This window comes from Rhodococcus sp. WS1 (assembly GCF_003797745.1).
Lineage (GTDB): Bacteria > Actinomycetota > Actinomycetes > Mycobacteriales > Mycobacteriaceae > Rhodococcus_F > Rhodococcus_F erythropolis.
The window spans coordinates 207,569-234,235 of record NZ_RKLZ01000001.1; the positions used below are offsets into that span (position 1 = coordinate 207,569).

Below are 26,667 nucleotides of genomic sequence, written 5' to 3' on the forward strand. Positions count from 1 at the left end.
TGCAATTAAAGTGATCTGCATCCGTGTTTTGTATGCACGGTCTGAATGTTCACGCGCGTCGCGGCCGCACCGTTTTCGGCTGCGCACAGCGCAGGATTTCACAGCCGCGGACCGAGAGGGAAAGCTGTAAGTATGTCAACCACTAGCACCGAATCACCCCGAGCTCAGATCGGCGTCACCGGCCTGGCCGTCATGGGTTCGAATATTGCCCGCAATTTCGCCCGCCACGGTCACACCGTTGCCCTGCACAACCGCAGCATCGCGAAGACCGATGCCCTGATCGCCGAGCATGGTTCCGAGGGCGATTTCGTGCGCACCGAGACCGTCGAGGAGTTTGTTGCCGCACTGCAGAAGCCGCGACGCGTCCTGATCATGGTCAAGGCCGGCGCCCCGACCGACGCCGTGATCGAAGAGCTCGCGAATGCCATGGAGCCCGGCGACATCATCATCGACGGTGGCAACTCGCTCTACACCGACACGATCCGTCGTGAAGCAGCGATCCGCGCCCGCGGTCTGCACTTCGTCGGCGCTGGTATCTCCGGTGGCGAAGAAGGCGCACTCAACGGTCCGTCGATCATGCCCGGCGGCCCGAAGGAGTCCTACGAGGCTCTCGGCCCGCTTCTCGAGTCCATCTCCGCTCACGTCGACGGCACCCCGTGCTGCACGCACATCGGCCCCGACGGCAGCGGTCACTTCGTCAAGATGGTGCACAACGGCATCGAGTACGCCGACATGCAGCTCATCGGCGAGGCGTACAACCTCTTCCGCGACGCACTCGGTTACGACGCCGGTCAGGTCGCAGACGTCTTCACCGAGTGGAACAAGGGCACGCTCGAGTCCTACTTGATCGAGATCACCGCCGAGGTGCTCCGCCAGGTCGACGCCGAGACGGGCAAGCCGTTGGTCGACGTCATCGTCGACGCTGCCGAGCAGAAGGGCACGGGCCGCTGGACGGTCAAGTCCGCTCTGGATCTGGGCGTGCCGGTCACCGGTATCGCCGAGGCCGTTTTCGCTCGCGCACTGTCCGGTAGCCGCAATCAGCGCGCCGCAGCTCAGGCGCAGGGTCTGGCTGCCGGCTCTCTCGGCGACAAGCCTGCTGACGCCGAGCAGTTCGCCGCCGACATCCAGGCCGCGCTGTACGCGTCGAAGATCGTGGCGTACGCGCAGGGCTTCGATCAGATCGCTGCCGGCAGCGCCGAGTACGACTGGAACCTCAAGCCTGCCGACCTGGCGACGATCTGGCGCGGTGGCTGCATCATCCGTGCGCAGTTCCTCAACCGCATCAAGGACGCGTTCGACGCGGATCCGAGCCTGCCGAGCTTGATTCTGGCGCCGTACTTCCGCGAGGCCATCGAGGCAGGCATCGACAGCTGGCGCCGCGTGGTCGCCACCGCGACGATGCTCGGTATTCCGGTACCGGCGTTCGCGTCTTCGCTCTCGTACTACGACGGTCTCCGCGCGGAGCGTCTGCCGGCCGCCCTGACTCAGGGTCAGCGCGACTTCTTCGGCGCGCACACCTACGAGCGCATCGACAAGCCGGGCAAGTTCCACACACTGTGGAGCGGTGACCGCAGCGAAATCGAGGCCTGATTCACAGCGGGTATCGGTAGATGCGGTCATCTGCGTCTACCGATACCCGGTAGCCTGGACAAATGCAGGAATCGACGATCGACTCGCCCACCTCGACCGAAGGGCGTTCGTTCGTCGACCTCGGAATCCCCGCCGTGATGGTGCACGCGTTGCGCCGTAGCGGCATCGATGCCCCCTTCCCCATTCAGTCGGCCACCATCCCCGATGTCCTCGCCGGCCGCGATGTCCTCGGGCGCGGCGCGACGGGTTCCGGAAAGACTCTGGCCTTCGGGCTTCCGATGCTGGTGCGCCTCAAGGGCGGGGCGAGCAAGCGGAATCGTCCGCGCGGTTTGGTGCTCGCTCCCACCCGTGAGCTGGCGATCCAGATCCACAAGGCACTCGACGACGCTGCTACCGAGATCGGTTTGCGTGTGGCAAATGCGGTCGGTGGCGTTCCGATCAAGCGTCAGGCCGACATCCTTGCCCGCGGCGTCGATCTGCTGATCGCGACCCCAGGGCGCCTACTCGACCTACTCGAGCAGAAGTCGGTGATTCTCGACGACGTCGTGATCACGACCATCGACGAAGCCGACCACATGGCAGACATGGGTTTCATCGACGAGGTTGCGAAAATTCTCGACACGACACCGAAAGACGGTCAGCGCCTTCTCTTCTCGGCAACACTCGACGGCAAGGTCGACGATCTGGTCGCGGGTTACCTGCGCAATCCGGCGTCGCACTCGACTGCTCCCCCGGTTGCCACCGTCTCGACCATGGAGCATCACCTGCTCTTCGTCGACCGCGACGACAAGAGATCCGTTGTCGCACATATCGGTTCACGGGCGGGGCGGACCATCATGTTCGTCAAGACCAAGCACGGTGTGGATCGTCTTGCGCAGCAACTACATTTGATCGGTGTCTCGGCCGGCGCCCTGCACGGCGGCAAGACGCAGAACAATCGGACCAAGACCCTCGCGTCGTTCTCCGACGGGACGACACCGGTCCTGGTCGCCACCGATGTCGCCGCGCGCGGAATCCATGTCGACGACGTGACGCTCGTCGTTCACGTCGATCCCCCGGCGGAGGCGAAGGACTACCTGCACCGGGCCGGCCGGACGGCACGCGCCGGGGAATCGGGTGTCGTCGTCACCATAGTCACCGACGACGAACGTGATTCGGTCGAGAAGTTGACCAAGCAGGCAGGCATCAAGGTTCACGGCGTGCGGGTTCGTCCTGACGATCTGGAGCTCACGCGCATCACCGGCGCGATGGAGCCGACGGGAATACCGGTCGAAGCTCCCGATACGACGGTCGCCGTCAAGCACACCGCCAAGCGCGGCCGTCAGGAACACGACACTGCAGGCCGGACCGCTGCCGGAGGACGGATGAAGAAGGACGGCGACAAGCGCGCGGCTTCCTCGCGGCGCGTCACCGATCCGAAGAGTGTGAAGAAGATCCGTGCGGACGGCACTCCGGTCCCGACCCGTTCGGAGCGTCTGGCGTCCAAGGGCTTGACCCCGCGTCGCGGCGCACCCGGCGCAGGAAAGCCGTCTGCCGGAAATCGGGCGGGCAAGCGCGCACACTGAGGGAATGGGTGATCTTCCACTGATCTCTGTTCTCTGCGCACTCGTCGCCGCGCTTCTCTTCGCGTGTGCCTCCGTCGCTCAGCAGCGCGCCGCGTCTGCGGTTCCGGAGGGCGAGGCGTTGGTGGCGTCGTTGATTCGCAGTCCTCGGTGGTGGGCCGGGCTGATCGGTGACGGCGGCGGTTACGTCATGCAGGCCGTTGCACTGTCGTTAGGTTCGGTGTTGGTGGTGCAGCCGCTGATCGTGACCTCGCTGCTGTTCGCGCTGCCACTTTCGGCCAGGTTCTCGGGAATTCGCATCACCCGTTCTGCGTGGTCATTGGCGATCATGCTCGCGATTTCCTTGGCGATCTTCCTCGTCGTCGGCGATCCCACCGAGGGAGACAGCAACGCTCCGTGGTCGGATTGGGCTGTGCCCCTGACGATCACGGTCGCAGTGGCCGTGGTCGCAACTATCGGCGGCTTGTCCAAACTCGACGGTGGCTGGCGCGCACTGCTTCTCGGCTCCGCGGCCGGAATCTTCTACGGCGTGGCCGTCGCATTCACCAAGTACGTCACCGACCTACTCGGACACGGCGTCGTCGGGGTGATTTCGGCATGGCAGACGTGGGCGCTGATCGCCTCGGGCGCAATCGGGGTCTACCTCCAACAGCGTGCGTTCCAGGTCGGGCCCCTGTCGGCGTCACTACCCGCCCTGACGATCGGCGAGCCGATCGCGGCCATCTTCCTGGGGATGACGGTTCTCGACGAACGCCTCCGCGTCGACGGTCCCGGAATTGCTCTCATCGGGTGCGCCGTCGCCGTCATGATCATGACCACGATCGCCCTCTCCCGCTCACAAGCGCGCGATACCGAGGGCGCTACGGCGGAATCGACGGTAGGCTCGTGAAACGTGCAGTTCCTCGAAGGGCAACGCCCCCCATACGACCTGACCTACGACGACGTCTTCCTCGTCCCTAACCGGACCGAGGTCACCTCTCGGTTCGACGTCGATCTCAATTCTTCCGACGGATCCGGAACGACCATTCCCGTCGTCGTCGCCAATATGACCGCAGTCGCCGGCCGCCGCATGGCCGAGACTGTCGCCCGCCGCGGCGGACTGGTCATCATTCCGCAGGACGTCCCCACTGACGCTGTCGCCGAGACCGTGGCGTTCGTCAAGAGCCGCCACCTCGTCGCTGATACGCCGGTCACGCTGAGTCCGGACGACGCCGTCTCCGATGCGCTGGCGCTGCTACCCAAGCGTGCACACGGCGCAGTCGTAGTGGTCGAGGACGGCAAGCCTCTCGGTGTCGTCACCGAGGCTGCCTGCGCGGATGTCGATCGGTTCACTCGCCTACGTACGGTAGCGATCACCGACTTCGTCACCGCCCCGGTCACCGCCACACCGCGTGAGGTCTTCGAACTGCTCGAAACCAAGCACGATCCGTTGGCCGTCATCGTCAACGAGGACGGAACCCTCGCCGGCGTCCTCACCCGCACCGGCGCGATTCGTGCCGGCATCTACGACCCCGCAGTCGATGAGCGCGGCGCACTCCGAGTCGCTGCGGCGGTCGGTGTGAACGGTGACGTGGGCGCCAAGGCCAAGGCACTCGTCGACGCCGGTGCCGACGTGATCGTCGTGGACACAGCTCACGGTCACCAGCAGAGAATGATCGATGCGCTCACCACCCTCAAGGCGCTCGACCTCGGCGTCCCGTTGGTTGCAGGCAACGTGGTGTCCGCACAGGGAACCCGTGATCTGATCGCCGCAGGCGCGGACATCGTCAAGGTCGGCGTCGGGCCCGGAGCCATGTGCACGACTCGCATGATGACCGGCGTCGGGCGCCCGCAGTTCTCGGCCGTCGCGGAATGTGCTGCAGCAGCACGCGAGCTCGGCAAGCACGTCTGGGCCGACGGCGGCGTTCGCCACCCTCGCGACGTTGCACTCGCCCTCGCAGCGGGCGCGTCGAACGTCATGATCGGCTCGTGGTTCGCCGGCACGTACGAGTCCCCCGGCGATCTCAAAGTCGATCAGGCGGGCAACGCGTACAAGGAGAGCTTCGGTATGGCCTCCAAGCGCGCTGTTGCCGCTCGCACAGCCACCGAAACGGCTTTCGATCGCGCCCGTAAGGGATTGTTCGAGGAAGGCATCTCCAGTTCGCGGATGCGTCTCGATCCCGAGCGCCCCGGAGTCGAGGACCTGATCGATCAGATCTGTTCCGGCGTACGCAGTACCTGCACGTACGCGGGTGCGCGCTCACTCGAGGAGCTGCACGAGAAGGCAGTTCTGGGAGTGCAGTCCGCCGCCGGATTCGCCGAAGGACGGCCGCTTCCGTCTGGTTGGTGAACCACGTTTTATGACAGTCGGCGGGTGCTCGGGTCCCTACTCCCGGGCACCCGCCGGTATCATTGGATCCGTAAACAGGAAACAAAACTCGGTCGGGTGCCCATCGGCGACCCGACCGAGCCCGCTACAGCCGAGAAATACTCGGCTCCGACGAGAGGAACCCGGTGCCCGAGGCACCCACACACTTACCCGGCGCTACACCCGTCGTTTTATCCGAGGAATCGTCTGATTCCGCTGGTTCGGAGGGCTCCTCTAGCGAGCCGGGAGACAAACCCGGCGGCCCCCGTGCACACCTCAGGTGGCGATGACACATGGACATCGTTTTCACCATTCTCAGCTTGGTCGGCTTCATCGCGCTGACTGCAGGCACCGCCCTCTTCGTGGCGGCCGAATTCTCACTGACCGCGCTCGAACGCAGCACCGTCGACGAAGCTGCTCGTGGCGGCGACCGACGCTCGCGGCAGGTTCAACACGCGCACAAGACTCTCTCGTTCCAGCTCTCCGGCGCTCAGCTGGGCATCACGATCACAACCCTGATCACCGGTTACCTGGCCGAGCCGGTCCTGGCACGGTTCATCACTCCGGTCACGAAGGCCGTCGGGCTCAGCGAATCCGCTGCCTCGACAACGTCTTTGATCCTGGCGCTCGTGATTGCGACCTCGTTCTCCATGATCTTCGGTGAGCTCGTACCGAAGAACCTCGCAATCTCCAAGCCGATGCCCACCGCCCGCGCGACTGCGGGCCTGCAGGCGGGCTTCTCGCTGATCTTCCGGTGGGCCATCAACGGCCTCAACGGAACCGCCAACTGGATCGTGCGACGCCTGGGCATCGAACCCGCGGAAGAATTGCGCTCGGCGCGATCACCGCAGGAACTCGGGTCCCTCGTGCGGACGTCCGCGCAGCGCGGGTCCATCGACAAGGGCACGGCGATGCTCGTCGACCGTTCGCTGCAGTTCGGTGACCGCACCGCAGAAGAGCTGATGACTCCGCGAGTGAAGATCGAATCGCTGGAACTCTCGGACACCGTCGCAGACCTGATCGTGACGGCGTCGCGAACTGGCTACTCGCGCTTCCCCGTCGTTCGCGGCGATCTCGACGACACAGTCGGCGTCGTACACATCAAACACGCATTCACCGTTCCGGCCGAGCGCAGGCGCACGACGCGCGTCGACAGTCTGGCTCAACGTGTTCCCGTCGTGCCGTCGAGCCTGGACGGAGACACCGTCATGGAGCGGATCCGCTCCGACGGCATGCAGGTCGCTCTTGTCGTCGACGAATACGGCGGAACAGCCGGCATCGTCACGATGGAAGACCTCATCGAGGAAATCGTCGGTGATGTGCGCGACGAACACGACGAACCCGAACTCGACGTACAGCGCGTCGGCGACGGATGGTCGTGCTCCGGCCTGTTGCGCATCGACGAGGTCACGTCGGCAACCGGGTACACCGCACCCGAAGGCGACTACGACACGCTCGGCGGTTTGGTACTCACCGAACTGGGCCGAATCCCCGACGAGGGTGACGAAGTGGAATTGCCCGACGTCGACTCGTCCGGTGATTCCCGCGGAAAGTGGATCGCCCGAGTGACCAGTATGGACGGCCGTCGTATCGACCGAGTGACCATCACGCCGGTCCCGGCACATGTCGAACCCGAATCCGCAGACGACGACACGAAGGAGTCCGACGATGAATAACCTCTTCGGTGTACTCCTCACCGTCGTGCTGCTCGCCGGTAACGCATTCTTCGTCGGTGCGGAGTTCGCGCTGATCTCCGCACGACGCGACCGCCTCGAGGCACTTGTCGCGCAGGGTAAGAAGCGGGCACTCACGGTCATCAAGGCCGGTGAGAACCTCTCGCTGATGCTTGCGGCAGCTCAGCTGGGCATCACGATCTGCTCGATCCTGCTCGGTAAGGTCGCCGAGCCCGCCATCGCGCACCTCCTCGAGGTGCCGATGGAAGCCGTCGGCCTTCCCGACGGATTGCTACACCCGATTTCGTTTGCGATCGCGCTCTCGCTGGTCGTCGTGCTGCATATCCTCCTCGGGGAAATGGTGCCCAAGAACATCGCGTTGGCGGGCCCCGAGAAGACGGCCATGCTGCTCGTTCCCGTGCATCTGGCGTTCATCAAGATCGCTCGCCCGATCATCGCGTTCTACAACCTCTGCGCCAACGGAGTGCTCAAGCTCCTGCGCGTCGAGCCCAAGGACGAACTCGACGTCACTGTCTCGGCGGTGGAGTTGTCCGCGATGATCGGTGAATCGCGGTCCGAGGGTCTGATCGACGCCGAAGAACACCGGCGCTTGAAGCAGGCACTCGAATCGACAGATCGCACCGTCTCCGAGGTCCTGATCACCCTCGACAAGGTGCGGACCATTCCCCTCACGCCGTCGGGAACAACACTGGGTGAGATCGAGCGTGCGGTCATCGAGACCGGATACTCGCGTTACCCGGTCCGAGCGAGCGATGGATCGCTGGCCGGGTACGTGCACCTCAAGGATGTGCTCGACGAGGTGCTCGACGAAGCTGCCGGGCCGGACACCGTCGTTCCGACATCGGATATCCGCCCGTTGCCCATCGTTCCGCTCAGCACGCCGCTGGCCGAAGCGTTGGCCGGCCTTCGTCGGGCCAGCTCGCACCTCGGCGCAGTCACGGACGCCGACGGAGTCGTGATCGGTATCGTCGCGCTCGAGGATCTGCTCGAGGAGTACGTCGGAACGGTTCGCGACGGCACGCACCGCGGCACAGATGCTGTTCCCGGACAAAGAAACAGCTGATCGATGACACGTTCGGTGCATTCACTCGCACTCGCACAGAGCGAGTGGACGGCTCGGCGGGCACTTCACCTCGAGGAGGTGGAGAAGCTCGTCGAGCCGCACCGAGCGCGTCGTAGCGCCGGTATCTCTCACCCGGTGCACGACTTCCTCTTCACGTACTACAACTTCAAGCCCGCCCAACTGCGCCGCTGGCACCCCGGGTACGGAGTCGCACTCGAGAACGCCGGCGAATACGCAGCCTTCTCCGGCTACCGCGTCGACGAATCGGGTACCGCGACGGTCGAGGCCGCCGTGCTGGAGCGTCGGCGTCACACAGTCGAATTCGTGTGGAATCTGTTGAATCAGACGTCGGCGCGGCCCGCTGTGCTGGGCTGTTTCGGCCTCCACGAATGGGCGATGGTCTATCGCGGCGGCGAGGACGCGATCCGTCACCAGTCAGTGCCGCTGCGGCTCGGGTTCGCCGGTACCGACGCGGTAGTCGAATCCCTGCCACTCAAATGCACGCACTACGACGCGTTCCGGTTCTTCACACCGGACGCGGCCCCCAAGAACTCGCTCCCGCTTGCACGCGAAACTCAGATCGATCACGAACAGCCGGGCTGCCTGCACGCCGGTATGGATCTGTACAAGTGGAGCTTCAAGTTGTTGCCACTCGTGGATTCCGATCTGGTGATGCGGTGCTTCGAACACGCGCTCCTGGCCCGTGAACTCGACATGCGCGCGAGCCCGTACGACCTCGCCGAGTACGGGTACTCCCCCATTCGTATCGAAACTCCCGCGGGCCGCGCCGAATACGTGCGTCAGCAACAACAGTTGGCGGATCGTGCTGCGCCGCTCCGCGATACGCTGGCAGAGAAGTGCCGGGAGCTTCTCGGCCACTGAACTGCCGAAAGGCGCCACATGGATCACGGGTACGGGTTCTATCTCGACGAATACCAACGTGACGTCGGGGTGCACACCGACGACCGACGCGGCCACATCGAATGCCCGGACTCGGCGGGCTTCCTTGCGGCGCACTTGCCGGTGTTCGACCTCGCTGCAGGCTCAGTCGCGGCCTTCGCCTCGGCAATTCATCGGTCAACCAGCCCGGGCGACGGACACTGGACCCTCGATCCCGAGCGCATCGCCGCGTCCTTCTCGAGCGATCGACTGTTCCGGATCGGCGGCGAACCGATCAACGGATTCTCCGAATACTCGGGGTTCTTTGCCGCCCGCGACGGTTGGGTCCGCACGCACGGCAACTATCCACACCATCGCGACCGCCTGCTCGCCATCCTCGAGCTCGACCATGGATCACCTAAAGATGCAGTGGCGCAACGGATATCCGAACTCAGCGCCATCGAGATCGAGCAGCAGGCCGCCGAGATCGGCGCCATCGCGGTCCGTGTTCGTACCGAGACCGAGTGGCGCCTGAGTGAGCAGTGCGCAGCTGCGAGGTCTGAGCCTCTGGTATCCATCCGAGTACGCGACGAGGGAAAACCCCGCACGCATCCGACGCGCCCACGTGTTCTCGACCTGACCCGCGTCATCGCCGGCCCGGTCGCGACCCGTGCCCTCGCGCTGGTCGGCGCTGACGTTCTGCGGATCGACCCTCCGGCGATCCCCGAGATCGGATGGCAGCACCTCGACAGTGGCCAGGGCAAGCGGTCGGCGCTTCTCGACCTGAAGTCCTCGGCGGAAGCGGCAGCATTCCGCGAACTCCTCGACACCGCAGACGTACTGGTCACCGGCTACCGTCCGGGCGCACTCGAAGCACTCATCGGGCAGGATCTTCCCGCCCACCTGATTCACGGGCGCGTCAGCGCATGGGGATGGAAAGGTCCGTGGGCGAATCGCCGCGGCTTCGACAGCATCGTGCAGGCCGCATCCGGTATCTCGTTCCTCGAGGGCGGCGAGAAACCGGGCGCACTTCCAGCGCAGGCCCTCGACCACTCGACCGGATACTTCTTGGCAGCTGGGATCCTCGACGCGTTGACGCTGCGCTCGCACGACGGCCGTGGCCGCGATGTCGACGTGTCATTGGCCAGCACCGGCGCCCGTCTTCTCGACGCACCCGGCCGAACCGTCCATCCCGGTCTACCGACCGCTCCCGGCCTGAATGCTGTTGTCAACCATGCCGACGTGACCACCGCACGACCCGCGCTGGCAGAGTTCGAGGACTACCCCGAACCAGCCCATCCGTGGGGATCGGATCGGGCGGAGTGGGCACACTGAGGGACCGGCACATTCAGGGCAAGATGGACCTGTGAAGTCACATACCTACACACTCGACCTTCAGTGGACGGGCGATCTGGGAACCGGAACGTCCAGCACGCAGGGATATTCGCGCAATCATGCAATATCCGCGGTCGGAAAGCCGGAACTTCTCGGCAGCTCCGATCCCTCGTTCCGCGGTGACGCGCAGCGATGGAACCCCGAGGAACTGCTCGTTGCCTCCCTCGCCCAATGCCACATGCTCTGGTACCTCGGTCTGGCAGCTGCCGCTGGGGTCGTCGTTCTCGACTACAGCGATCAGCCGGTCGGCAGCATGATCGAGGAATCCGATGGCGGCGGCCAGTTCATCGAAGTGACGTTGAATCCGACGGTATTGGTCGCGGAGGCGTCGATGGTCGAGAAGGCCGAGGAGCTTCACGGCCCCGCACACACGAAGTGCTTCATCGCTCGGTCGGTCAACTTCCCTGTCCTGCATTCACCGACGATCCTGGTGGCCACCGATGAGTGATACGCACAAGCTCATCGTCGACGTCGACACCGGCATCGACGACTCGTTGGCGCTTCTCTATCTCCTTGCCAGCCCCGAAGCCGAGATTCTGGGGATTGCGAGCACCGCCGGCAACGTTCCGGTGGAACAGGTCGCGGCCAACAACTTGAACTGGCTTGCGCTCTGCGGCGCCCCGGACATCGAGGTTGCACTCGGCGCCCGCGAGCCACTGGTCATCCCGTTGCGCACCACCGAGGAGACTCACGGTCCGCAAGGGATCGGCCATGCCGTCCTCCCCGATTCGGGTCGCAAGCGCTCGGTCCGAACGGCCACCGACCTCTGGGTGGATCTCGTCCGGGAGTACCCCGGACAACTCACCGGATTGGTGACGGGGCCGCTCACCAACCTTGCGCTGGCGATCAGACGTGAACCCGATCTGCCGTCTCTGCTGAAGCGACTGGTCGTGATGGGTGGGTCGTTCAACTATCCGGGCAACACGACGCCGACCGCGGAGTGGAACGTCTCGGTGGATCCGCACGCCGCCAAGGAGGTGTTCGACGCGTTCTCCGTCGTACCCGCGCACCGGCGCCCGATCATCTGCGGCCTCAACGTCACCGAATCCATCGAGATGTTCCCCGAACATGTGCGTCGGCTCGCCGAAGCTGCCGGGAGCACGCCGGAAGAGATCATCTCGCCTGACGACGGTCCCGACGTCCGCAGTTCCGCGTCCAACAGCGTGATCAGGCATATGTCCGACGCGATCCGGTTCTACATGGAATTCCATCGTGAATACGACCAGGGCTTTCTTGCTCACATGCATGATCCCTTTGCTGCTGCCGTCGCGCTCGATCCGAGCTTGGCGACGCTGAAGCCGGCAACGGTAGATGTCGAAACCGAGAGTCCACTGCTGATCGGAACGACGGTCGCGGACTGGGTCGGGCACTGGAAGCGTGAGCCCAACGCGGATATCGCGGTCAGCACCGATCCGGCGGAATTCTTTGATCGACTTGTCCACCGAGTGGGAAATTACGCCCGCGTCGTGGGTTGACCGAGCCGGGCACCGGCTATGCTCGCATGGACAGAACACCAACGAACGAGAACAAAGGACCTGACGTGCAGATTTCCAGCCACGATGCCTCCCCGGCATTTGCGCTCGGATTGATGGCGTTCTGGCCCACTCGTCGTAGCGCATGCTTCGATCAGGCGTGTTGCTGAGCGGCGATTCTCGCTGCCTGCACCCCTGACTTTGTCGCTTCTTCGCTCGGAGTCTGTCTTCTCATGTTCAACCTTCTTTTGTTCACCCTTGTCGGCGTCGGCGCCCAGCTCGTCGACGGCGCCCTCGGTATGGCCTTCGGTGTCACCGCAACCACTCTGTTGATGATCGGTGGCCTCGGTCCGGCTCAGGCCAGCGCCGCTGTTCACCTGGCCGAGGTCGGCACCACCCTCGCTTCGGGTGTGTCGCATTGGAAGTTCAAGAACATCGACTGGAAGCTCGTCGCCAAGCTCGGTGTGCCCGGCGCAGTCGGTGCATTCATCGGCGCAACCGTGCTATCGGGTCTGTCCACCGAAGCGGCAGTCCCCATCACGGCGACGATCCTGCTGGCCATCGGTATCTATGTGGCACTTCGCTTCTCAGTCCGCCCACCGGCCGTCGCGGACGCTCGCACCACCCCGCACACTGCACGTTTCCTGTCCCCACTCGGCCTGTTCGGTGGTTTCATCGATGCATCCGGCGGTGGTGGTTGGGGTCCGATCACCACCAGCACGCTGCTCTCGCGGGGCAAGACCGCGCCGCGCACCGTGATCGGCTCGGTCAGCGCCTCGGAGTTTCTGGTCGCCTCAGCCGCGTCGCTGGGATTTCTTGTCGGATTGGGTCGTGAGTCAGCTGGAAACCTCCTCGTTGTCGCCGGTCTCGCGCTCGGCGGTGTCATCGCTGCCCCGTTCGCGGCGTGGCTGGTCAGCCGCGTACCTGCCACCTTGCTCGGAACGGCGGTGGGCGGCGTCATCGTGTTGACCAACGCACAGAAGCTGTTCAAATCCTTCGACATCACCGGGGCGGTCACAGTGGCCGGCTACCTGGCCATTCTCGGCGCGTGGGCAGCGCTGCTGTTCTACGCGTGGAAGCGGTCCACGCTCACCCCAGCCGAGGCAGAAGGCGATTTCACGGGAGTCGAACTCGCTGTCGAGAACGAACTCACCGAGCCTGCGGTCAAACGCGAACGATAGCTCGTCACAGAAGAAATCCCGGGTATCCGCGCTCGGATACCCGGGATTTTGTTTTTTCGCCCTAGTTGCTTCCGTCGAACGCGTCGAGAATTCGCCCCGCCGCCAACGCTGCTGTCAGCGAACCGTCACGCACGCTCTGCTCGACGTCGGCCCGGATCGCACGCACCCGATCGTTGCTCGAGAGCCTGCGTAGCAGCTGATCGTTGACCATCGTCCAGGTCCAATCGACCTGTTGCTTGCGACGCTTCTCCTCGAACTGTCCTGCTTCGGTGAGCACCTCACGGTGTTTGGTGACAGTTCCCCAGAACTCGTCCAGCCCGACACCCTCGAGGCCGCTCATCGTGATGACGGGCGGCTTCCAAATGGCGTCGTGCGGGTAGATCAGGCGAAGCGCTCCGGCCAATTCGCGGGCAGCACCCTTTGCCTCGCGCTCATGCTTTCCATCGGCCTTGTTGACCGCCACCAGATCTGCGAGCTCGAGGACACCCTTCTTGATGCCCTGGAGCTGATCACCGGTACGAGCGAGGGTCAGGAACGTAAAGCAGTCCACCATGTTGGCAACAGTGACTTCGGACTGGCCGACACCCACTGTCTCCACCAGGATGACGTCGAAACCGGCAGCTTCGAGAAGCACGATGGTCTCGCGGGTTGCCTTGGCAACACCACCGAGCGTGCCGGACGTCGGTGACGGCCGGATGTACGCATTCGGTTCGACGGTGAGCCGAGCCATGCGTGTCTTGTCGCCGAGAATCGAGCCGCCGGTGCGGGTGGACGACGGATCGACCGCCAACACCGCAACCCGATGCCCCTTGCCCAGCAAGTACATTCCGAGCGTGTCGATGAAGGTCGACTTGCCGACGCCGGGAACGCCGGTGATGCCGATCCGGTGCGCTCCCCCGGCCTCGGGCAGCAACTTCAGTAGAAGCTGCTGCGCAAGGGCCCGGTGGTCGTCGCGAGTGGACTCGACGAGGGTGATCGCCCGAGCGAGGCCGGCACGCTGATTCCCGCGTACCGCCTCGGCGAGGGAATCAATGTCGATGGGCTGACGTGCCATCTTCAGTGACCCCCTTCTCAGCTGTGGTCGTGACCCAGTTGGGCGGAGAGCTTCTCCAACAATCCGCTGGCAGCGTCGGCGATGACGGTTCCGGGCGGGAAGATGGCAGCAGCGCCGGCCTCGTAGAGTTCGTCGAAGTCACCGGGCGGAATGACGCCGCCGACGACGATCATGATGTCGGGACGACCGGCCGCAGCCAGAGCCTCCCGCAGCGCCGGCACCAAGGTGAGGTGACCGGCTGCCAACGACGACACACCGACTACGTGGACGTCGTTGTCGGCCGCCTGATTGGCGACCTCTTCGGGGGTCTGGAACAGCGGTCCGACGTCGACGTCGAATCCGATGTCCGCGAAGGCCGTGGAGATGACCTTCTGGCCACGGTCGTGACCGTCCTGGCCCATCTTCGCGACGAGAATACGGGGACGACGTCCCTCGTCCTCGGCGAACTTCTCGACCAGTTCCATCGCCTTGCTGATGTTGCTCACCGTTCCTGCCTCGTCGCGGTACACACCACTGATGGTGCGGATCTCGGCCTGGTGGCGTCCGTACACCTTTTCGAGGGCGTCGGAAATCTCGCCGACGGTAGCCATCGCGCGGGCGGCGACAACAGCGAGGGCGAGGAGGTTGTTCTCCATGCCGCCTTCGGTGGATGCGGCAGCGCGGGTGAGGTTCGCGAGTGCGGCCTCGACGGCTTCCGGATCACGTTCTGCGCGAAGGCGAACCAGCTTCTCGAGCTGTTCCTTGCGGACCTTGGAGTTCTCGACCTTGAGAACTTCGATGGTGTCGACCTCGTCGGGAACGTACTTGTTGACGCCGACGAGCGGCTGCCGACCGGAGTCGATGCGTGCCTGGGTGCGGGCGGCAGCTTCCTCGATGCGCAGCTTCGGGATGCCTTCGTTGATGGCCTGAGCCATTCCGCCGGCTTCCTCGACCTCTTCGATGTGCTTACGAGCCCGGTTGGCGAGTTCGTTGGTGAGCCACTCGACGTAGTACGAGCCGCCCCACGGGTCGATGGGACGCACGGTGCCGGATTCCTGCTGCAGCAGCAACTGGGTGTTACGGGCGATGCGGGCGGAGAAGTCCGTCGGCAGTGCGATGGCCTCGTCGAGTGCGTTGGTGTGCAGCGACTGAGTGTGGCCCTGGGTGGCAGCCATGGCTTCGACGCAGGTACGCGGAACGTTGTTGAAGACGTCCTGCGCGGTCAGAGACCAGCCCGAGGTCTGCGAGTGGGTACGCAGCGAGAGCGACTTCGCGCTCTTGGGATCGAACTTGGCAACAAGCTCGGCCCACAGGAGGCGTCCGGCGCGGAGCTTGGCGACCTCCATGAAGAAGTTCATGCCGATGGCCCAGAAGAAGGACAGGCGAGGTGCGAACTTGTCGATGTCCATACCGGCGTCGAGGCCGGCGCGGATGTACTCGACGCCGTCCGCAAGGGTGTACGCCAGTTCCAGATCGGCCGTCGCTCCGGCTTCCTGGATGTGGTAGCCCGAGATGGAGATGGAGTTGTACTTCGGCATTTCCGCGCTGGAGTACGCGAAGATGTCCGAGATGATCCGCATCGAGGGCTTGGGCGGATAGATGTAGGTGTTACGAACCATGAACTCTTTGAGGATGTCGTTCTGGATCGTTCCGGCCAGCTTGTCCGGGGTGACGCCTTGCTCGCCTGCCGCGGCGACGTACAGCGCGAGAATCGGGAGCACAGCGCCGTTCATCGTCATCGAGACCGACACCTGCGAGAGGTCGATTCCGTCGAAGAGCTGACGCATGTCGAGGATGGAATCGATTGCGACACCGGCCATTCCGACGTCACCCGCAACGCGAGGATGATCGGAGTCGTAGCCGCGGTGTGTAGCGAGGTCGAAGGCAACCGAGAGGCCCTTCTGACCGGCCGCGAGGTTACGACGATAGAACGCATTCGACTCCGCGGCAGTGGAGAATCCGGCGTACTGGCGAATGGTCCACGGCTGGTTCACGTACATGGTCGGGTACGGACCACGCAGGAACGGCGCTGCGCCAGGGAAGCTGTCGAGCGGGTAACCGGACTCGGCGGCGGCCGTGCGGTCCGCACCGGTGTACACCGGCTTGACGTCGATGCCTTCCGGGGTGGACCAGACAACCTGCTCGGCGGCGTAGTTGTTGGCGTTTGCGCCCTCTTCGATGAGCGCCTGTGCCTGCTCGACCGACGGCGGTGTGGGTGCCGGAGACTGCGGGTCCTCGAGTGGGACCTCGGCGAAACTGCCGATCACGTGCTTGACCTCTCGTGTCGTCACTTGGAGCTTCCCGTCTCGATGAAGTCGAGCAGTTCGGTCAGAGCCGACACTGCGTCGATGCGGGCTGTGAGGAATCCGTCCGGGCGAGACTCGCCGGTCGCGTCGGCGACTGCCTTTTCCGGTCCTGCGAGCAGCACCTTGGTGATGCCGGCAGCGCGAAGTTCGGCGACGGCCGCTGCGGCGCTCTCGCCGTAGCGCTTGTCCGTGCCGCACAGCACCGCGACGGTGACACCGGAAGCCTTGACGGCTGCGGAGATGGCTTCTGCGCCTACCTCGAGGGGGCCGGGGTTGACTGCGTCGATACCACCCGAAGCGAGCAGGTTGGACGCAAACGTGGTGCGCACGTTGTGTTCTGCAACCGAGCCCAGCGGCGCGAGAAGCGCAGTGGGACGGGCGCCGCCGGCGGCGAGGAACGCGTCCGAACGGTCACGAAGCGCTTCGAATGCAGCTGCGTAGCGGGCGACGGACTGGCCGGGCTCGACGGCTTCGGCGGACAGCGGCGTTTCGCCGAGGTTCGGGAACTCGTTGACACCGGTGACCGTGGTCTTACGGTGTGCGATGTCGGAGTCGCGCTTGGCCTTCGTGGCAGCGATACGACCGGAGACGATTCCCGCTTCGAGTGCCGCCAGATATCCGCCGGCTGCTTCGATTTCCTGGAAGAACTCCCACGCGGTGGCGGCGATCTGCTGCGTCAGGTCCTCGACGTACCAGGAGCCCGCCGACGGATCGAGCACGCGGCCCAGGTGCGACTCTTCGAGGAGAAGCAACTGCGTGTTGCGCGCGATGCGCGAGGAGAAGGACTTGCTGACACCAAGGGTGCCGTCGGCCAGGGCGACGTCGAACGGAAGAACAGTCACTGCATCTGCTCCGCCGACGCCGGCGCCGAATGCGGCGAGGGTCGTGCGCAGCATGTTCACCCAGGGATCACGCTGAGCCATCATCGCGGCGGAGGTGACTGCGTGCTGCGGCGCTCCACCGAAGTCGGAAGCTCCACAGACCTGAGCGATGCGGGCCCACACGAGACGTGCGGCGCGGAACTTCGCGATGGTCTGGAACTGATCGTCGGTTGCCGAGTAGCGGAAAGCCAACTGCGACAACGCAGCACCGATGGTCAGACCGCTCTCTGCGGTGAGTGCGCGGAGGTATTCGAGTCCGGCGGCAATCGCGGCTCCGAGTTCCTCGGCGTCGCCGGCACCCGCGTTGTGGAAGGCCGTGCCGTCGACGGTGATCGCGTGCACGGTTTCCGCGCGAGCTGCAGCGAGGGCGGCCAACTCGACGGCGCCTGCAAATTCGACGTCGGCTGCGCCGGAGAACGAACTGGTCAGCGGCGCTGCACCGAGGTGGACTCGGATACTGCTGCGATCACTGACGCCGTCGCCGGCTTCGCCGCGAGCATCGAGGAGAGAGAAGAGTGCGCGGGCTGCATCGTTCACCTCGGCGCCTGCGTCGAGCGTGAGCGGTGCGAGGTCGAGAAGAACGCCCTCGAGCGCAGCGGCGAGGTCGGTGACCGGAACGCCGTCGGCGCCCACCTTCAACCAGAGTGCGCTGACTCCGTTTTCGAGGGCGTCCAGGATGGCGCGATTGGTCTCGGCCGCCGAAGCGGTTCCGAATGCAGCGGAAACCAACCAACCGGCATTGACATCACGGTGAGCGTCGACGCCACGCACGTACGGAAACGTGCCCGGCAAGCTCTGCTCGGGACGCTCGTCGCGTGGGCTGTAGAGCGGTGCGACAGTGACACCGTCGTAGGTGACGGTTTCGAGCAGTTTCTGTGGCTCGGGGCCCAGCTCTGCCGCATCGACTCTGCGGGACTTGGCGAGCACACCGGCTACGGAGCGCTGCCACTCCGCGTACGCCTGCTCGACAGCCTCGGCTTCTGAAGCTAATGACACTGTGTCCGCTCCCTCTCATTTTTTGCGTGAGCGCTTTACCGATAATCGGATTTGTTCGTTAGTTCTGTGATGCTAACCCGCGGTTGAGCCCAGATATCGTGAGGATCACGTCATGTTCTTCACAGGGCTGTTCGCGGCCACTTTCCGACCGGTCAGACGACGTGCAGATTCGGTCGTTCGTGCACGTGTGACCGGCCCTTACCTAGCGATTGTTCAGCATGTTTACGGGTTACCCGCGAGTTCGTTTCACTGGCCGGGACTACAGGTGAAGGCCACTCCGAAAGCCTAGTGGTTTTCGTCACAGCGCCGTTTCATTGTCGCCTGGAGCACGTCGCTTTCCCGCCCCCGTGGCAATGTTCGACTCACGATTGCGGGTCGGCAGTCGGCCCGGTTCACCGTTCGCAGGTAGCCTTGTGACCTGTGATGGGACGCCTGCTGGACCGAAGATTGATCGCAATAGTCCTGGTAGTGCTCGCTTTGTTCCTCGCAGCCCTCCTCGCCCCACATCCCACGGTGTCCCAGGTGCGAGAGTGGGCGGACTCGGTTGGCCCGGCGTTTCCCCTCGTGTTCTTCCTGGTTCATTCGATAGTCACCGTCGCGCCGTTCCCGCGCACCGTCTTCACCCTCAGTGCGGGGGTTCTTTTCGGCTCGGTGACCGGCATCGCTCTTACCGTGGCGGCAACGACTGTGAGCGCCGTTCTGGCCCTCTACCTGGTCCGCGCCATCGGCCGTGACGTCGTGTGGCAACGGATTTCGAGTCCGACGATCCGGCGGGTGGACGAGCGGATCGAAAAGCGGGGGTGGCTGGCCGTCGGCTCTCTGCGCTTGATCGCGTTTGTCCCCTTCTCGGTGGTGAACTACTGCTGCGGCATTTCGTCGATCCGGATCGTGCCCTACATCCTTGCCACCGTCGTCGGCATCTTGCCCGGCACTGTTGGGATTGTCGTTCTGGGCGATGCGCTCTCCGGCGAAGCCGATCCTCGTCTCCTGATTCTGTCCGGGATCTGCATTGCGATCGGCATCGCCGGTCTGGTGTTCGACGCTCGCCGTCAGCCTTCACCGGGCGAAACCATCGTTGACAACGGTCAACCTCAAGAGGTTGATTTGATTGAGTCAACCCAAAACGATTGACTATTGAAAGTCAACTATCTAGCATTGACTAATGTTCGTACTGACAGTGGATCAGCGAGGTAGCCGACGCGATGTCGACCGCGTCGGGGACATCATCGACGACATGGTCGATCGCAGGCTCCTGCGGCCGTTCGAGCGCACTGCGGGCGACGAGATTCAAGCGGTGACAGACGATCCGGCGCTACTCGTCCTCGTCGCACTCGAGCTGATTCGGCGCGAGCACTGGAGTGTCGGGATCGGGATCGGTCCCGTCGAGCAGCCTCTCCCACGGCAGACCCGGGCCGGACGCGGACCGGCATTCGAAGCTGCTCGGATCGCCGTCGAGCGAGCCAAGCGAGCTCCGGCCAGAATTGCCGTCGAACAGGCGCCGGCCGACAGCTCACGCGACGAACTCGCCGCCGATGTCGATGCCGCGTTCACCTTGCTCGGAACGATTGTCACGAGACAGACGAAGGACGGACGCGAAGCCATCGCTCTGATGGACAGCGGACTCACTCAGGTCAGCGCGGCGGCCCACCTCGGAATCACCAAACAGGCCATGTCCAAGCGACTCCTGACAGCCGGGTGGCACGCAGAACTCGCGGGGCGCAGACTCGCAGAACGACTTTTGGTCAGACTCCAGCCCTAGACTGCTCACGCTCGCACCGGTACAAACTCGTCGACACAGCAGGGGGCTCGAATACATGGTCGTTCTGGCGTTGATCGCGCTCGCCGTCGCCGCCGCGGCACCAGCAGTTGCAGCGGCACTGGGACCGCTCAGTCGTGGTCGACTGGAAGTCCCCGAATGGGCGTCGTCCGTGGTGGCTCTTCCGGCGCTGGGTGTTGCCGCACTGGCATCGACCCGAACGACCCCGGTCACCGGTTTCGCTCTCGGGGCGACGCTTGTCCTGTGCGTACTTGCCGCCGCCACGGCCGGTGCACCGTTGGTACTTGCCACCTTCAAGATCGCTCGTCGCCAACCGGACGGGAGCCCGGCACCGGACGCCGGACCTCTTCGCGGCGGACGTGTGATCGGCATCCTCGAACGGCTCGCGGTGGCGGCGTCGATTCTCGCAACCTGGCCGGAGGGGATCGCGATCGTCTTGGCAGTCAAGGGGCTCGCACGATACCCGGAACTTCGCGAACCTCACGCGTCCGAGCAGTTCATCATGGGAACTTTCGTCAGTGTCCTCTGGGCGATCGCTGTATGCGGAACGGGACGGGCACTCATCACGTAGGTGACGAGTGCCCGTCCCGATTACTACGAGAGGAGCCTACCGGCGCTGGCCGCCCTCCGGCGGCTGATCCTGGTAGGGGTACTTCTGCTGGAACTCTTCGCGTTCGGACGGCAGCGGTAGCTGACCGGGCCAAGGATTTTCACTCTGCTGCGGCAGCGCGGGATCTACGAATCCGGGCTGCTCGGGCGCACTTTCACGGAGGTGCCTGACCGCAGCTGCCGGATCTTCGACGGGAGTACGTGCAGCAACTTCAGCAGCACGGACTGCTTCTGCGATAGCCGGATCGGATTTCGTTTCGAACCACTCCGCCACCTCAGCTGAATCGTCCTCAGGGTTGGGAAGATTCTCTTCGGCGGCCGGCGGCTCGTAACGGAAGACACCGTCCTGCCCCTGCGCGCCAAGCGTTTTCGCAAATCCCTTCAGTGCGTCACCGAAGTCGCTGGGTACGAGCCACACCTTGTTCGCATCGCCTTGCGCCATCTGCGGCAACGTCTGAAGATACTGGTATGCAAGCAATTCCGGAGTCGGCTTACCGGACTTGATAGCAGCAAAGACCTTCTCGATGGCCTTGGCCTCGCCTTGGGCCTGCAAGTACTTGGCCGCGCGGTCACCTTGGGCCCGAAGAATCTGGGACTGACGCTCACCCTCGGCGTTGAGGATCGAGGCCTGCTTGTTGCCCTCGGCGGAAAGAATCTGGCTCTGCTTGGCACCCTCGGCTGTCTTGATAGCGGATTCGCGGTGGCCTTCAGCCGTCAGAATCATCGCGCGCTTCTCGCGGTCCGCCTTCATCTGCTTTTCCATCGACTCCTGGATGGAGGGCGGAGGATCGATGCTCTTGAGCTCGACGCGGGCCACTCGCAGGCCCCAGCGGCCGGTCGCCTCGTCGAGGACACCACGAAGCTGACCATTGATGGAATCACGCGAGGTCAGCGTCTCTTCGAGGGTCATTCCGCCGACGACGTTTCGCAGCGTCGTGGTTGTCAACTGCTCGACGGCAGCGATGTAGTTGCTGATCTCGTACACCGCAGCTTGCGGATTGGTGACCTGGAAGTACACCACCGTGTCGATGGACAGTGTCAGGTTGTCCTGGGTGATCACCGGTTGCGGTGGGAAGGAGACCACCCGCTCACGAAGATCCACCTTGGCGCGCACACGATCGGCGAACGGGATCAAGAATGTGAGCTGACCGGACACCGTCTTCGAATACCTACCGAGCCGCTCGATCACCGCGGCTTCTGCCTGCGGTACCAGTGCTACCGACTTCGCGACCACCAAGATCACGAATAGCACCAACACACCGAGCACTATGAGTGCTGCCATTAAGGTCCCCTCCAGACGACTGCTGTTGCGCCGTTGATTTCCATCACCGTCACCTTGGTGCCCGGCGGGTACACCTCGGTGGTGTCGTACGGCCTGGCAGTCCACACCTCGCCGTCCAACTTGACCTGCCCGGAATGCTCGCCCACTTCTTCCAGAACCAGAGCGTGCTTACCTTCGAGTGCCTGAATTCCGGTCGGGGTCGGTGGCGGACTACCGAAGCGACGCAACATGATCGGTCGCACGCCCAGGACGAGGGCGGCGGAGAACACTCCGAACATGACGGCGTCGACCCACACCGGGAAGTCGGTGACAGCACTGACACCGGCAGTAGCGAGCGCCCCACCGGCGAGCATCAGCAGGAAGAAATCCCCCACCAGCGCTTCGGCCCCGGCGAGCACCAGTGCTCCGATCAGCCAAATAAGTGCAGCCACAACACCATCTAACCAGAATGTGTGACCCAGGCCGCCGCTACGTCAGTTCGGCTCGGTAACGAAATCGACAAGTTGTTCGACGGCACCGATCAAGGGAGCTTCCAGATCGCGGAAGCTCTCGACCGAGTTGTAGACCCGCCGCCAGCCCTCCTGAGGTGTCCCCCAGCCCAGTTCGCGGCAGATTCCCGTCTTCCAATCCTCGCCGCGTGGAATCTTCGGCCAGGAGGCGATTCCGACAGATTTGGGACGAACGGCCTCCCACACGTCGATGTACGGGTGTCCGGTCACCAACACGTTCGGGCCGAGGCCCTGAGTCAGTTGGGTTTCCTTGGAACCGGTGACCAGGTGGTCGACGAGGACACCGACACGGCGGCCGGGGCCCGGCCCGAATTCGGCAAGCCGCTCCCCCAGATTGTCGAGCCCTTCGAGATGTTCGACGACAACACCTTCGACGCGAAGGTCATGGCCCCACACCCGCTCGACGAGGGCAGCATCGTGTACTCCCTCCACCCAGATCCGGCTGGGCAGTGCCGTGCGTGCACGTAAGCCTTCGACTCGGGTCGAACCCGAAGCCGATCGTGCGGGTTTGGTGGACGCGGGCTTGGGGGCCGGGCGAACGAGGGTGACCGGTGAGCCGTCGATGAGGAAGGCCGCCTCGCGCATCGCGAACAACCGCGTCCGGGAACGCCCGTCCTCGAGTCGCACGAAATCGCCGTCGTACGTGCGCTCGAAACCGACTACCGCACCGCAGAATCCTGTCGCCGCATCCTCGACGACAAGATCACGTTCGGCCGCCACTTCAGGCGTCACGCGCTTCTGTTTGCGGGTATGACCCGCAAAAATGTCACCGTATCCGTTGCCACCGCTCACGCCGGATCACGCTAGGTCACAACGCCGGGGCCGCGCATGTCGCCACGCCGAACTAAACTTCACGGTCATGAGTTCTCCCAGCGCAACCCTCACCGTGTGGGCAGCGTCATGGCTCGCCGGCGACGCTGCGCCGGACGACGTCATCGACGCCCTTGCCGCGTGGGCGCCGATGCACCTGATCGGCGCTGCCGATGCGGAAACCGCGGTCCGCCACGATCTCGAGTGGCCGGGAGTCACGGCTTCGGGTGTGTCCACCCTGTTGAGAATCGCCCGCTCGGAGGCTGCTGAAGTCCGCCTGGTCCTTCCTACGGCCGGCGATGTACGTGGCCTGCCCACTGGCACCGAGTTCGCACGCGCTGCGATCGCAACGGGTGAAGGCATACAGATCGGCGCCGTCGGCAAGCCGGGAGTCGGCCTCGTGCCGTCGAAGGAAGGTCCGGACGTCTTGCGGTGGACGGTTTTCTCCATTCCCACTGTGGCGGGCAGCGCCGAATCGATCGGACTCCGTGAAGCCGAATACGAACTGCGCCAGGCTGTTCGGGACGCAGCGGAGGTGCTCGGCGGGCTTCCGACCGTAGCCACCGGAATGCCTGGGGGCGACGCTCGTACGCTGGTCGCCGAAGCGCTGCAGGCCCAGGCCGGGTACCGCTGGCCGTCGACACTGTCACCTCGGCATCTACAGGTGATCGACACCGCCGACAACGTGGCAGCCATTCTTACCGTCGCTGCGTCGGTCTCGACCAATCAGGCCCCGAGCGTGTCCACTGCGCAGAGGCGTGACGACCTGCTGCGACGACTGTGGGACGTCGTTCGCACTGCCCGTGTCGCGTCGGCGAACAGCGTGTCGATCAGAGCTTGAGCACGAAGTTCCGGCGTTTCTCGGCAAACCCGTTGCGGTCACCGAACATGTCGATCTTCATCTCTTCGAGCTCACGCTCCTCGTAGGGCTCCACCGGATCACGTTCCAGTCGAAGACGTTTGCGCTCCAGCATCGATTCCATCCGATCTCCTTCGAGCAAGTCGGTGGCGACCTCGAGCAACCACGCCTCGAACAGATCCGGCCGTCTGGGGCCGATCGCGTCGACAAGTCCGATGTCCAAGGCTCGACGGATACCGATCGCACTGCACTCGGCCAGCAGGCTGCGGGCCTGCTCCTCGCCGACCCGAGCCGGAAATGTGTACGTGTGCAGTTCCGAGCCGAACAGGCCCATCGTGGCGTAATGAGGATTGAGAACCACACCGTCCCTGGCCACGACTACGTCGGCTCCAAGCGGGAGCATGACCCCGCCGGCACCGGCGTTGCCTGTGAATGCCGCCACCACAACCTGTTCCGTACAGGTGACGATCGCTTTCGCGATCTCGTTGATGGCTTTGATATTGGCCCACGCTTCTCCGGCTTGATCCGACGCTGCCTCGATGACGTTGAGGTGGATACCGTTGCTGAATCTGTCGTAGTCACCCGTCAGGACAAGGATCTTGGTGTCCTGCGCGATCGCCCAGCGGAGCCTGGCGGCCAGTCGGGCGCATTGCTTCGTACTCATAGCACCGTTGTAGAAGCGGAACGAGAGATATCCGATTTCGCCGTCGCGGTGATAGTCGGTCTCGGGGTAACGACTCTCCCAGACCTGTGGAACGAACACGTCCGGACGTACGACCGCGGTCGACGGAAGTTTGACATTGCCGGCGCCGACGAGCCGCGCATGTCCGATCCATACGGAGCCCGCACCGGTGGCGACACGTATCGCCTGGTGGAAGTACTCGACAATTGTGCCGGGCGCTGCATCGACGTGGGTATCGGGGTGAGCGTCGTAGACGTAGACCCGGTCGAGCCCCAACTGAACGGCGACGCCGGGAAACCCGTCGGCGGCGTTGACGGCGCGGACGATGCTCGACGCGTCTTCCTCCCAGCTGAAAACGCGATCGGCCTGTTTCATGCTGGGCCTCGATCGGGCCGATGCCACGGGCCGCGCAACTCGGTCCGATGGGATCGCCTTGAAGTCAGGAGTACGGAAATGTTCGACGACCTCCGTAATGCACTCCATCGCCGCGTCGGTGACTGCCTCGTTGTATACCGAAGATTTGGTTACACCGCTCTGGAGTTCGAATGTCCGCCACGCCCACACCGCTCCGGCATCGAGTTCCTCGGCGGCCTGCAACGCGGTCACTCCCCAGATCGGTTCGCCATCCGTTATCGCCCAGTCCAGCGACGACGGTCCGCGATCACCGGGCGGGCCGGGATGGATGATGATCGTTGTCCACCGCTGCCAAATAGATTCCGGTACATAGGCTTTCAGAAACGGGCAGATGATGAGATCAAAATCTCCCGCAGACGTCGCGGCCAGCACTGCGTCCGCGTCGGCGACGACGGCGGTGCGGACTTGGTGCCCCGCCTCGCGAAGAACAAGACCAGCCCGCTGCGAGAGACCATTGTCGGAGGTGACGAGAAGAAGCACGCTCAACGGTGGCGCGGAAGCCGCGCGTGGGCGTGAGCGCCGGAACAGCGCCGCCGTCGCCGCTCGCAGACGACCCCTGCCCGTTGCATCTTCGCGTAGCTTCGTCGTTGCTCCAGCGCTGGAAATAGCCACAGAAGTCGTGAGTGCGGCCGATTTGGGCATCGGTCTAACTTCGGGGGTCGAAACCATGGATTCCTGCTCGCATGCTCGGGTATCTGCAGCGCAGACCGAACTCCCCCCAGAGCAGGACCGACGCACCGATAGATTGATTGAGGTATTTAGGGACTTTATACCTACCGTCGGTTTGTTTCAATAGCTATTTTCAGGCAAACCGATTGATCGGTCAACCCGCAGTCTTGTGATTGATCGCGATATGGCGGTCGATGCGAATATGTTCGTCCAGCGTCGGGTAGCGCAAACCGGTGTCCTGGCTGTACCCCTGACGGCGCAACCAATCCAGGACATCGCCCCAGAACCAGATCCCCCCGGCGACCGAGTTGTACGGAATCGGAAAGGGAGTGGCCGCCTGCCGGACCCCTCGCACCCATTGTCCGACAGCCTGCCTCGTCACTCCCGCACGGTCGGCAATGTCCTGACGTGACACCAAATCGGGATGCGTCCGCTGGGGACGCACGCCTGCAGCCACCAACTGGTCGACCACGGTGATAGCCGTCGTCGCCGCTCGCATACCTTCCGAGGTGAGCGTCAGCAACTGCAGTCCACGCCGGTCCTCGACCTTTCCGCCCAAGCTCTCTTCGATCGCCTGCTCTTGCGAGACTGTCAGCATCTGAACGATGAATGTGAATTCGTAACGGTGATAGAGGTCTTCGGCCACGCAATGAACAT

Annotated in this window: 23 protein-coding genes; 15 read left to right on the forward strand and 8 right to left on the reverse strand. The window is 64.0% G+C overall.

Going from position 1 to position 26,667, the window contains the following annotated elements:
- Positions 1–132: 132 nt before the first annotated feature.
- The 11 genes from gndA (at position 133) to EEB12_RS00910 (ending at position 13,183) form a co-directional block, all read left to right on the forward strand.
- Positions 133–1,590 carry an NADP-dependent phosphogluconate dehydrogenase gene (gene gndA, locus EEB12_RS00855; RefSeq protein ID WP_007730904.1) on the forward strand — a complete coding sequence of 486 codons (1,458 nt, stop codon included), beginning with the start codon at positions 133–135 and terminating at the stop codon, positions 1,588–1,590.
- A gap of 62 nt (positions 1,591–1,652) precedes the next feature.
- The gene (locus EEB12_RS00860; protein WP_097387365.1) at positions 1,653–3,155 is read left to right on the forward strand and encodes a DEAD/DEAH box helicase; all 1,503 of its coding nucleotides are present in this window, start codon (positions 1,653–1,655) and stop codon (positions 3,153–3,155) included.
- Positions 3,156–3,159: 4 nt separating this feature from the next.
- Positions 3,160–4,041 carry a DMT family transporter gene (locus tag EEB12_RS00865; RefSeq protein WP_020907757.1) on the forward strand — a complete coding sequence of 294 codons (882 nt, stop codon included), beginning with the start codon at positions 3,160–3,162 and terminating at the stop codon, positions 4,039–4,041.
- Between the two features lie 3 nt (positions 4,042–4,044).
- Complete coding sequence (locus EEB12_RS00870) at positions 4,045–5,481, forward strand: GuaB1 family IMP dehydrogenase-related protein (RefSeq protein WP_042919784.1); 1,437 nt, start codon at positions 4,045–4,047, stop codon at positions 5,479–5,481.
- Positions 5,482–5,792: 311 nt separating this feature from the next.
- Positions 5,793–7,175, forward strand: a complete 1,383-nt coding sequence (locus tag EEB12_RS00880) for a hemolysin family protein (RefSeq protein ID WP_019748444.1) — start codon at positions 5,793–5,795, stop codon at positions 7,173–7,175.
- Positions 7,168–8,256: a hemolysin family protein gene (locus EEB12_RS00885; protein WP_003944826.1), complete on the forward strand. Its 1,089-nt coding sequence runs from the start codon at positions 7,168–7,170 to the stop codon at positions 8,254–8,256. Before EEB12_RS00880 ends, EEB12_RS00885 begins: the two co-directional genes overlap by 8 nt.
- A gap of 3 nt (positions 8,257–8,259) precedes the next feature.
- Positions 8,260–9,138: a hypothetical protein gene (locus EEB12_RS00890; RefSeq protein WP_019748443.1), complete on the forward strand. Its 879-nt coding sequence runs from the start codon at positions 8,260–8,262 to the stop codon at positions 9,136–9,138.
- A gap of 18 nt (positions 9,139–9,156) precedes the next feature.
- Positions 9,157–10,470 (forward strand): CoA transferase, encoded by a 1,314-nt coding sequence (locus EEB12_RS00895; protein WP_141487269.1) that lies wholly within the window; start codon positions 9,157–9,159, stop codon positions 10,468–10,470.
- Positions 10,471–10,501: 31 nt separating this feature from the next.
- Positions 10,502–10,978, forward strand: coding sequence for an OsmC family protein (locus EEB12_RS00900; protein WP_019748441.1), 477 nt, complete (start codon positions 10,502–10,504; stop codon positions 10,976–10,978).
- On the forward strand, positions 10,971–12,005 hold the full coding sequence (locus EEB12_RS00905; protein ID WP_020907752.1) for a nucleoside hydrolase: 1,035 nt from the start codon (positions 10,971–10,973) through the stop codon (positions 12,003–12,005). Before EEB12_RS00900 ends, EEB12_RS00905 begins: the two co-directional genes overlap by 8 nt.
- Before the next feature lie 230 nt (positions 12,006–12,235).
- Positions 12,236–13,183 (forward strand): sulfite exporter TauE/SafE family protein, encoded by a 948-nt coding sequence (locus EEB12_RS00910; protein WP_019748438.1) that lies wholly within the window; start codon positions 12,236–12,238, stop codon positions 13,181–13,183.
- A gap of 61 nt (positions 13,184–13,244) precedes the next feature.
- Here the strand turns inward: EEB12_RS00910 and meaB are convergent, their stop codons facing one another.
- Genes meaB through mutA form a run of 3 tightly spaced genes read right to left on the reverse strand, consistent with a single transcriptional unit; the run spans position 13,245 to position 18,399 of the window.
- Complete coding sequence (gene meaB, locus EEB12_RS00915) at positions 13,245–14,237, reverse strand: methylmalonyl Co-A mutase-associated GTPase MeaB (protein ID WP_141487270.1); 993 nt, start codon at positions 14,235–14,237, stop codon at positions 13,245–13,247.
- A gap of 17 nt (positions 14,238–14,254) precedes the next feature.
- Positions 14,255–16,507, reverse strand: a complete 2,253-nt coding sequence (gene scpA / locus EEB12_RS00920; RefSeq protein ID WP_019748436.1) for a methylmalonyl-CoA mutase — start codon at positions 16,505–16,507, stop codon at positions 14,255–14,257.
- Complete coding sequence (gene mutA, locus EEB12_RS00925; RefSeq protein WP_020907750.1) at positions 16,504–18,399, reverse strand: methylmalonyl-CoA mutase small subunit; 1,896 nt, start codon at positions 18,397–18,399, stop codon at positions 16,504–16,506. Before mutA ends, scpA begins: the two co-directional genes overlap by 4 nt.
- Before the next feature lie 423 nt (positions 18,400–18,822).
- Between mutA and EEB12_RS00930 the strand changes: the two genes are divergently transcribed.
- The 3 genes from EEB12_RS00930 to EEB12_RS00940 are packed head-to-tail and all read left to right on the forward strand — an operon-like array spanning position 18,823 to position 20,747.
- Positions 18,823–19,530: a TVP38/TMEM64 family protein gene (locus EEB12_RS00930; protein ID WP_007727829.1), complete on the forward strand. Its 708-nt coding sequence runs from the start codon at positions 18,823–18,825 to the stop codon at positions 19,528–19,530.
- Positions 19,531–19,561: 31 nt separating this feature from the next.
- On the forward strand, positions 19,562–20,158 hold the full coding sequence (locus EEB12_RS00935) for a hypothetical protein (protein ID WP_020907749.1): 597 nt from the start codon (positions 19,562–19,564) through the stop codon (positions 20,156–20,158).
- Positions 20,159–20,213: 55 nt separating this feature from the next.
- Positions 20,214–20,747, forward strand: a complete 534-nt coding sequence (locus tag EEB12_RS00940; protein ID WP_003944797.1) for a hypothetical protein — start codon at positions 20,214–20,216, stop codon at positions 20,745–20,747.
- A 36-nt stretch (positions 20,748–20,783) separates the two neighbouring features.
- On the opposite strand, the gene EEB12_RS00945 is transcribed toward EEB12_RS00940, so the two are convergent.
- From EEB12_RS00945 to EEB12_RS00955, 3 genes are read right to left on the reverse strand one after another with little or no spacing between them, the layout of a single operon-like run.
- Positions 20,784–22,067: an SPFH domain-containing protein gene (locus tag EEB12_RS00945; protein WP_003944935.1), complete on the reverse strand. Its 1,284-nt coding sequence runs from the start codon at positions 22,065–22,067 to the stop codon at positions 20,784–20,786.
- Positions 22,067–22,498: an NfeD family protein gene (locus EEB12_RS00950; RefSeq protein WP_003944877.1), complete on the reverse strand. Its 432-nt coding sequence runs from the start codon at positions 22,496–22,498 to the stop codon at positions 22,067–22,069. The genes EEB12_RS00945 and EEB12_RS00950 overlap by 1 nt, the downstream gene beginning before the upstream one ends.
- A gap of 42 nt (positions 22,499–22,540) precedes the next feature.
- A complete protein-coding gene (locus EEB12_RS00955; protein ID WP_003944813.1) occupies positions 22,541–23,368 on the reverse strand; it encodes a DUF3097 domain-containing protein in 828 nt (275 codons plus the stop codon).
- Between the two features lie 67 nt (positions 23,369–23,435).
- On the opposite strand from EEB12_RS00955, the gene EEB12_RS00960 reads away from it, so the two are divergent.
- Positions 23,436–24,227: a hypothetical protein gene (locus tag EEB12_RS00960; protein ID WP_019748431.1), complete on the forward strand. Its 792-nt coding sequence runs from the start codon at positions 23,436–23,438 to the stop codon at positions 24,225–24,227.
- Here the strand turns inward: EEB12_RS00960 and EEB12_RS00965 are convergent.
- Both EEB12_RS00965 and EEB12_RS00970 read right to left on the reverse strand, forming a co-directional pair.
- Positions 24,217–25,983, reverse strand: a complete 1,767-nt coding sequence (locus tag EEB12_RS00965; RefSeq protein WP_228118218.1) for an enoyl-CoA hydratase-related protein — start codon at positions 25,981–25,983, stop codon at positions 24,217–24,219. The genes EEB12_RS00960 and EEB12_RS00965 overlap by 11 nt on opposite strands.
- Positions 25,984–26,164: 181 nt before the next feature.
- Positions 26,165–26,656, reverse strand: a complete 492-nt coding sequence (locus EEB12_RS00970; RefSeq protein ID WP_019748429.1) for a hypothetical protein — start codon at positions 26,654–26,656, stop codon at positions 26,165–26,167.
- Positions 26,657–26,667: the final 11 nt, after the last annotated feature.

Bases quoted from the DNA above. Each gene is read 5' to 3' on its own strand.
- gndA (WP_007730904.1), top strand. From the start codon at position 133: ATGTCAACCACTAGCACCGAATCACCCCGAGCTCAGATCGGCGTCACC.
- EEB12_RS00860 (WP_097387365.1), top strand. From the start codon at position 1,653: ATGCAGGAATCGACGATCGACTCGCCCACCTCGACCGAAGGGCGTTCG.
- EEB12_RS00865 (WP_020907757.1), top strand. From the start codon at position 3,160: ATGGGTGATCTTCCACTGATCTCTGTTCTCTGCGCACTCGTCGCCGCG.
- EEB12_RS00880 (WP_019748444.1), top strand. From the start codon at position 5,793: ATGGACATCGTTTTCACCATTCTCAGCTTGGTCGGCTTCATCGCGCTG.
- EEB12_RS00885 (WP_003944826.1), top strand. From the start codon at position 7,168: ATGAATAACCTCTTCGGTGTACTCCTCACCGTCGTGCTGCTCGCCGGT.
- EEB12_RS00890 (WP_019748443.1), top strand. From the start codon at position 8,260: ATGACACGTTCGGTGCATTCACTCGCACTCGCACAGAGCGAGTGGACG.
- EEB12_RS00895 (WP_141487269.1), top strand. From the start codon at position 9,157: ATGGATCACGGGTACGGGTTCTATCTCGACGAATACCAACGTGACGTC.
- EEB12_RS00905 (WP_020907752.1), top strand. From the start codon at position 10,971: ATGAGTGATACGCACAAGCTCATCGTCGACGTCGACACCGGCATCGAC.
- EEB12_RS00910 (WP_019748438.1), top strand. From the start codon at position 12,236: ATGTTCAACCTTCTTTTGTTCACCCTTGTCGGCGTCGGCGCCCAGCTC.
- meaB (WP_141487270.1), bottom strand. From the start codon at position 14,237: ATGGCACGTCAGCCCATCGACATTGATTCCCTCGCCGAGGCGGTACGC.
- EEB12_RS00930 (WP_007727829.1), top strand. From the start codon at position 18,823: ATGGGACGCCTGCTGGACCGAAGATTGATCGCAATAGTCCTGGTAGTG.
- EEB12_RS00935 (WP_020907749.1), top strand. From the start codon at position 19,562: ATGTTCGTACTGACAGTGGATCAGCGAGGTAGCCGACGCGATGTCGAC.
- EEB12_RS00940 (WP_003944797.1), top strand. From the start codon at position 20,214: ATGGTCGTTCTGGCGTTGATCGCGCTCGCCGTCGCCGCCGCGGCACCA.
- EEB12_RS00945 (WP_003944935.1), bottom strand. From the start codon at position 22,067: ATGGCAGCACTCATAGTGCTCGGTGTGTTGGTGCTATTCGTGATCTTG.
- EEB12_RS00960 (WP_019748431.1), top strand. From the start codon at position 23,436: ATGAGTTCTCCCAGCGCAACCCTCACCGTGTGGGCAGCGTCATGGCTC.
- EEB12_RS00965 (WP_228118218.1), bottom strand. From the start codon at position 25,983: ATGCCCAAATCGGCCGCACTCACGACTTCTGTGGCTATTTCCAGCGCT.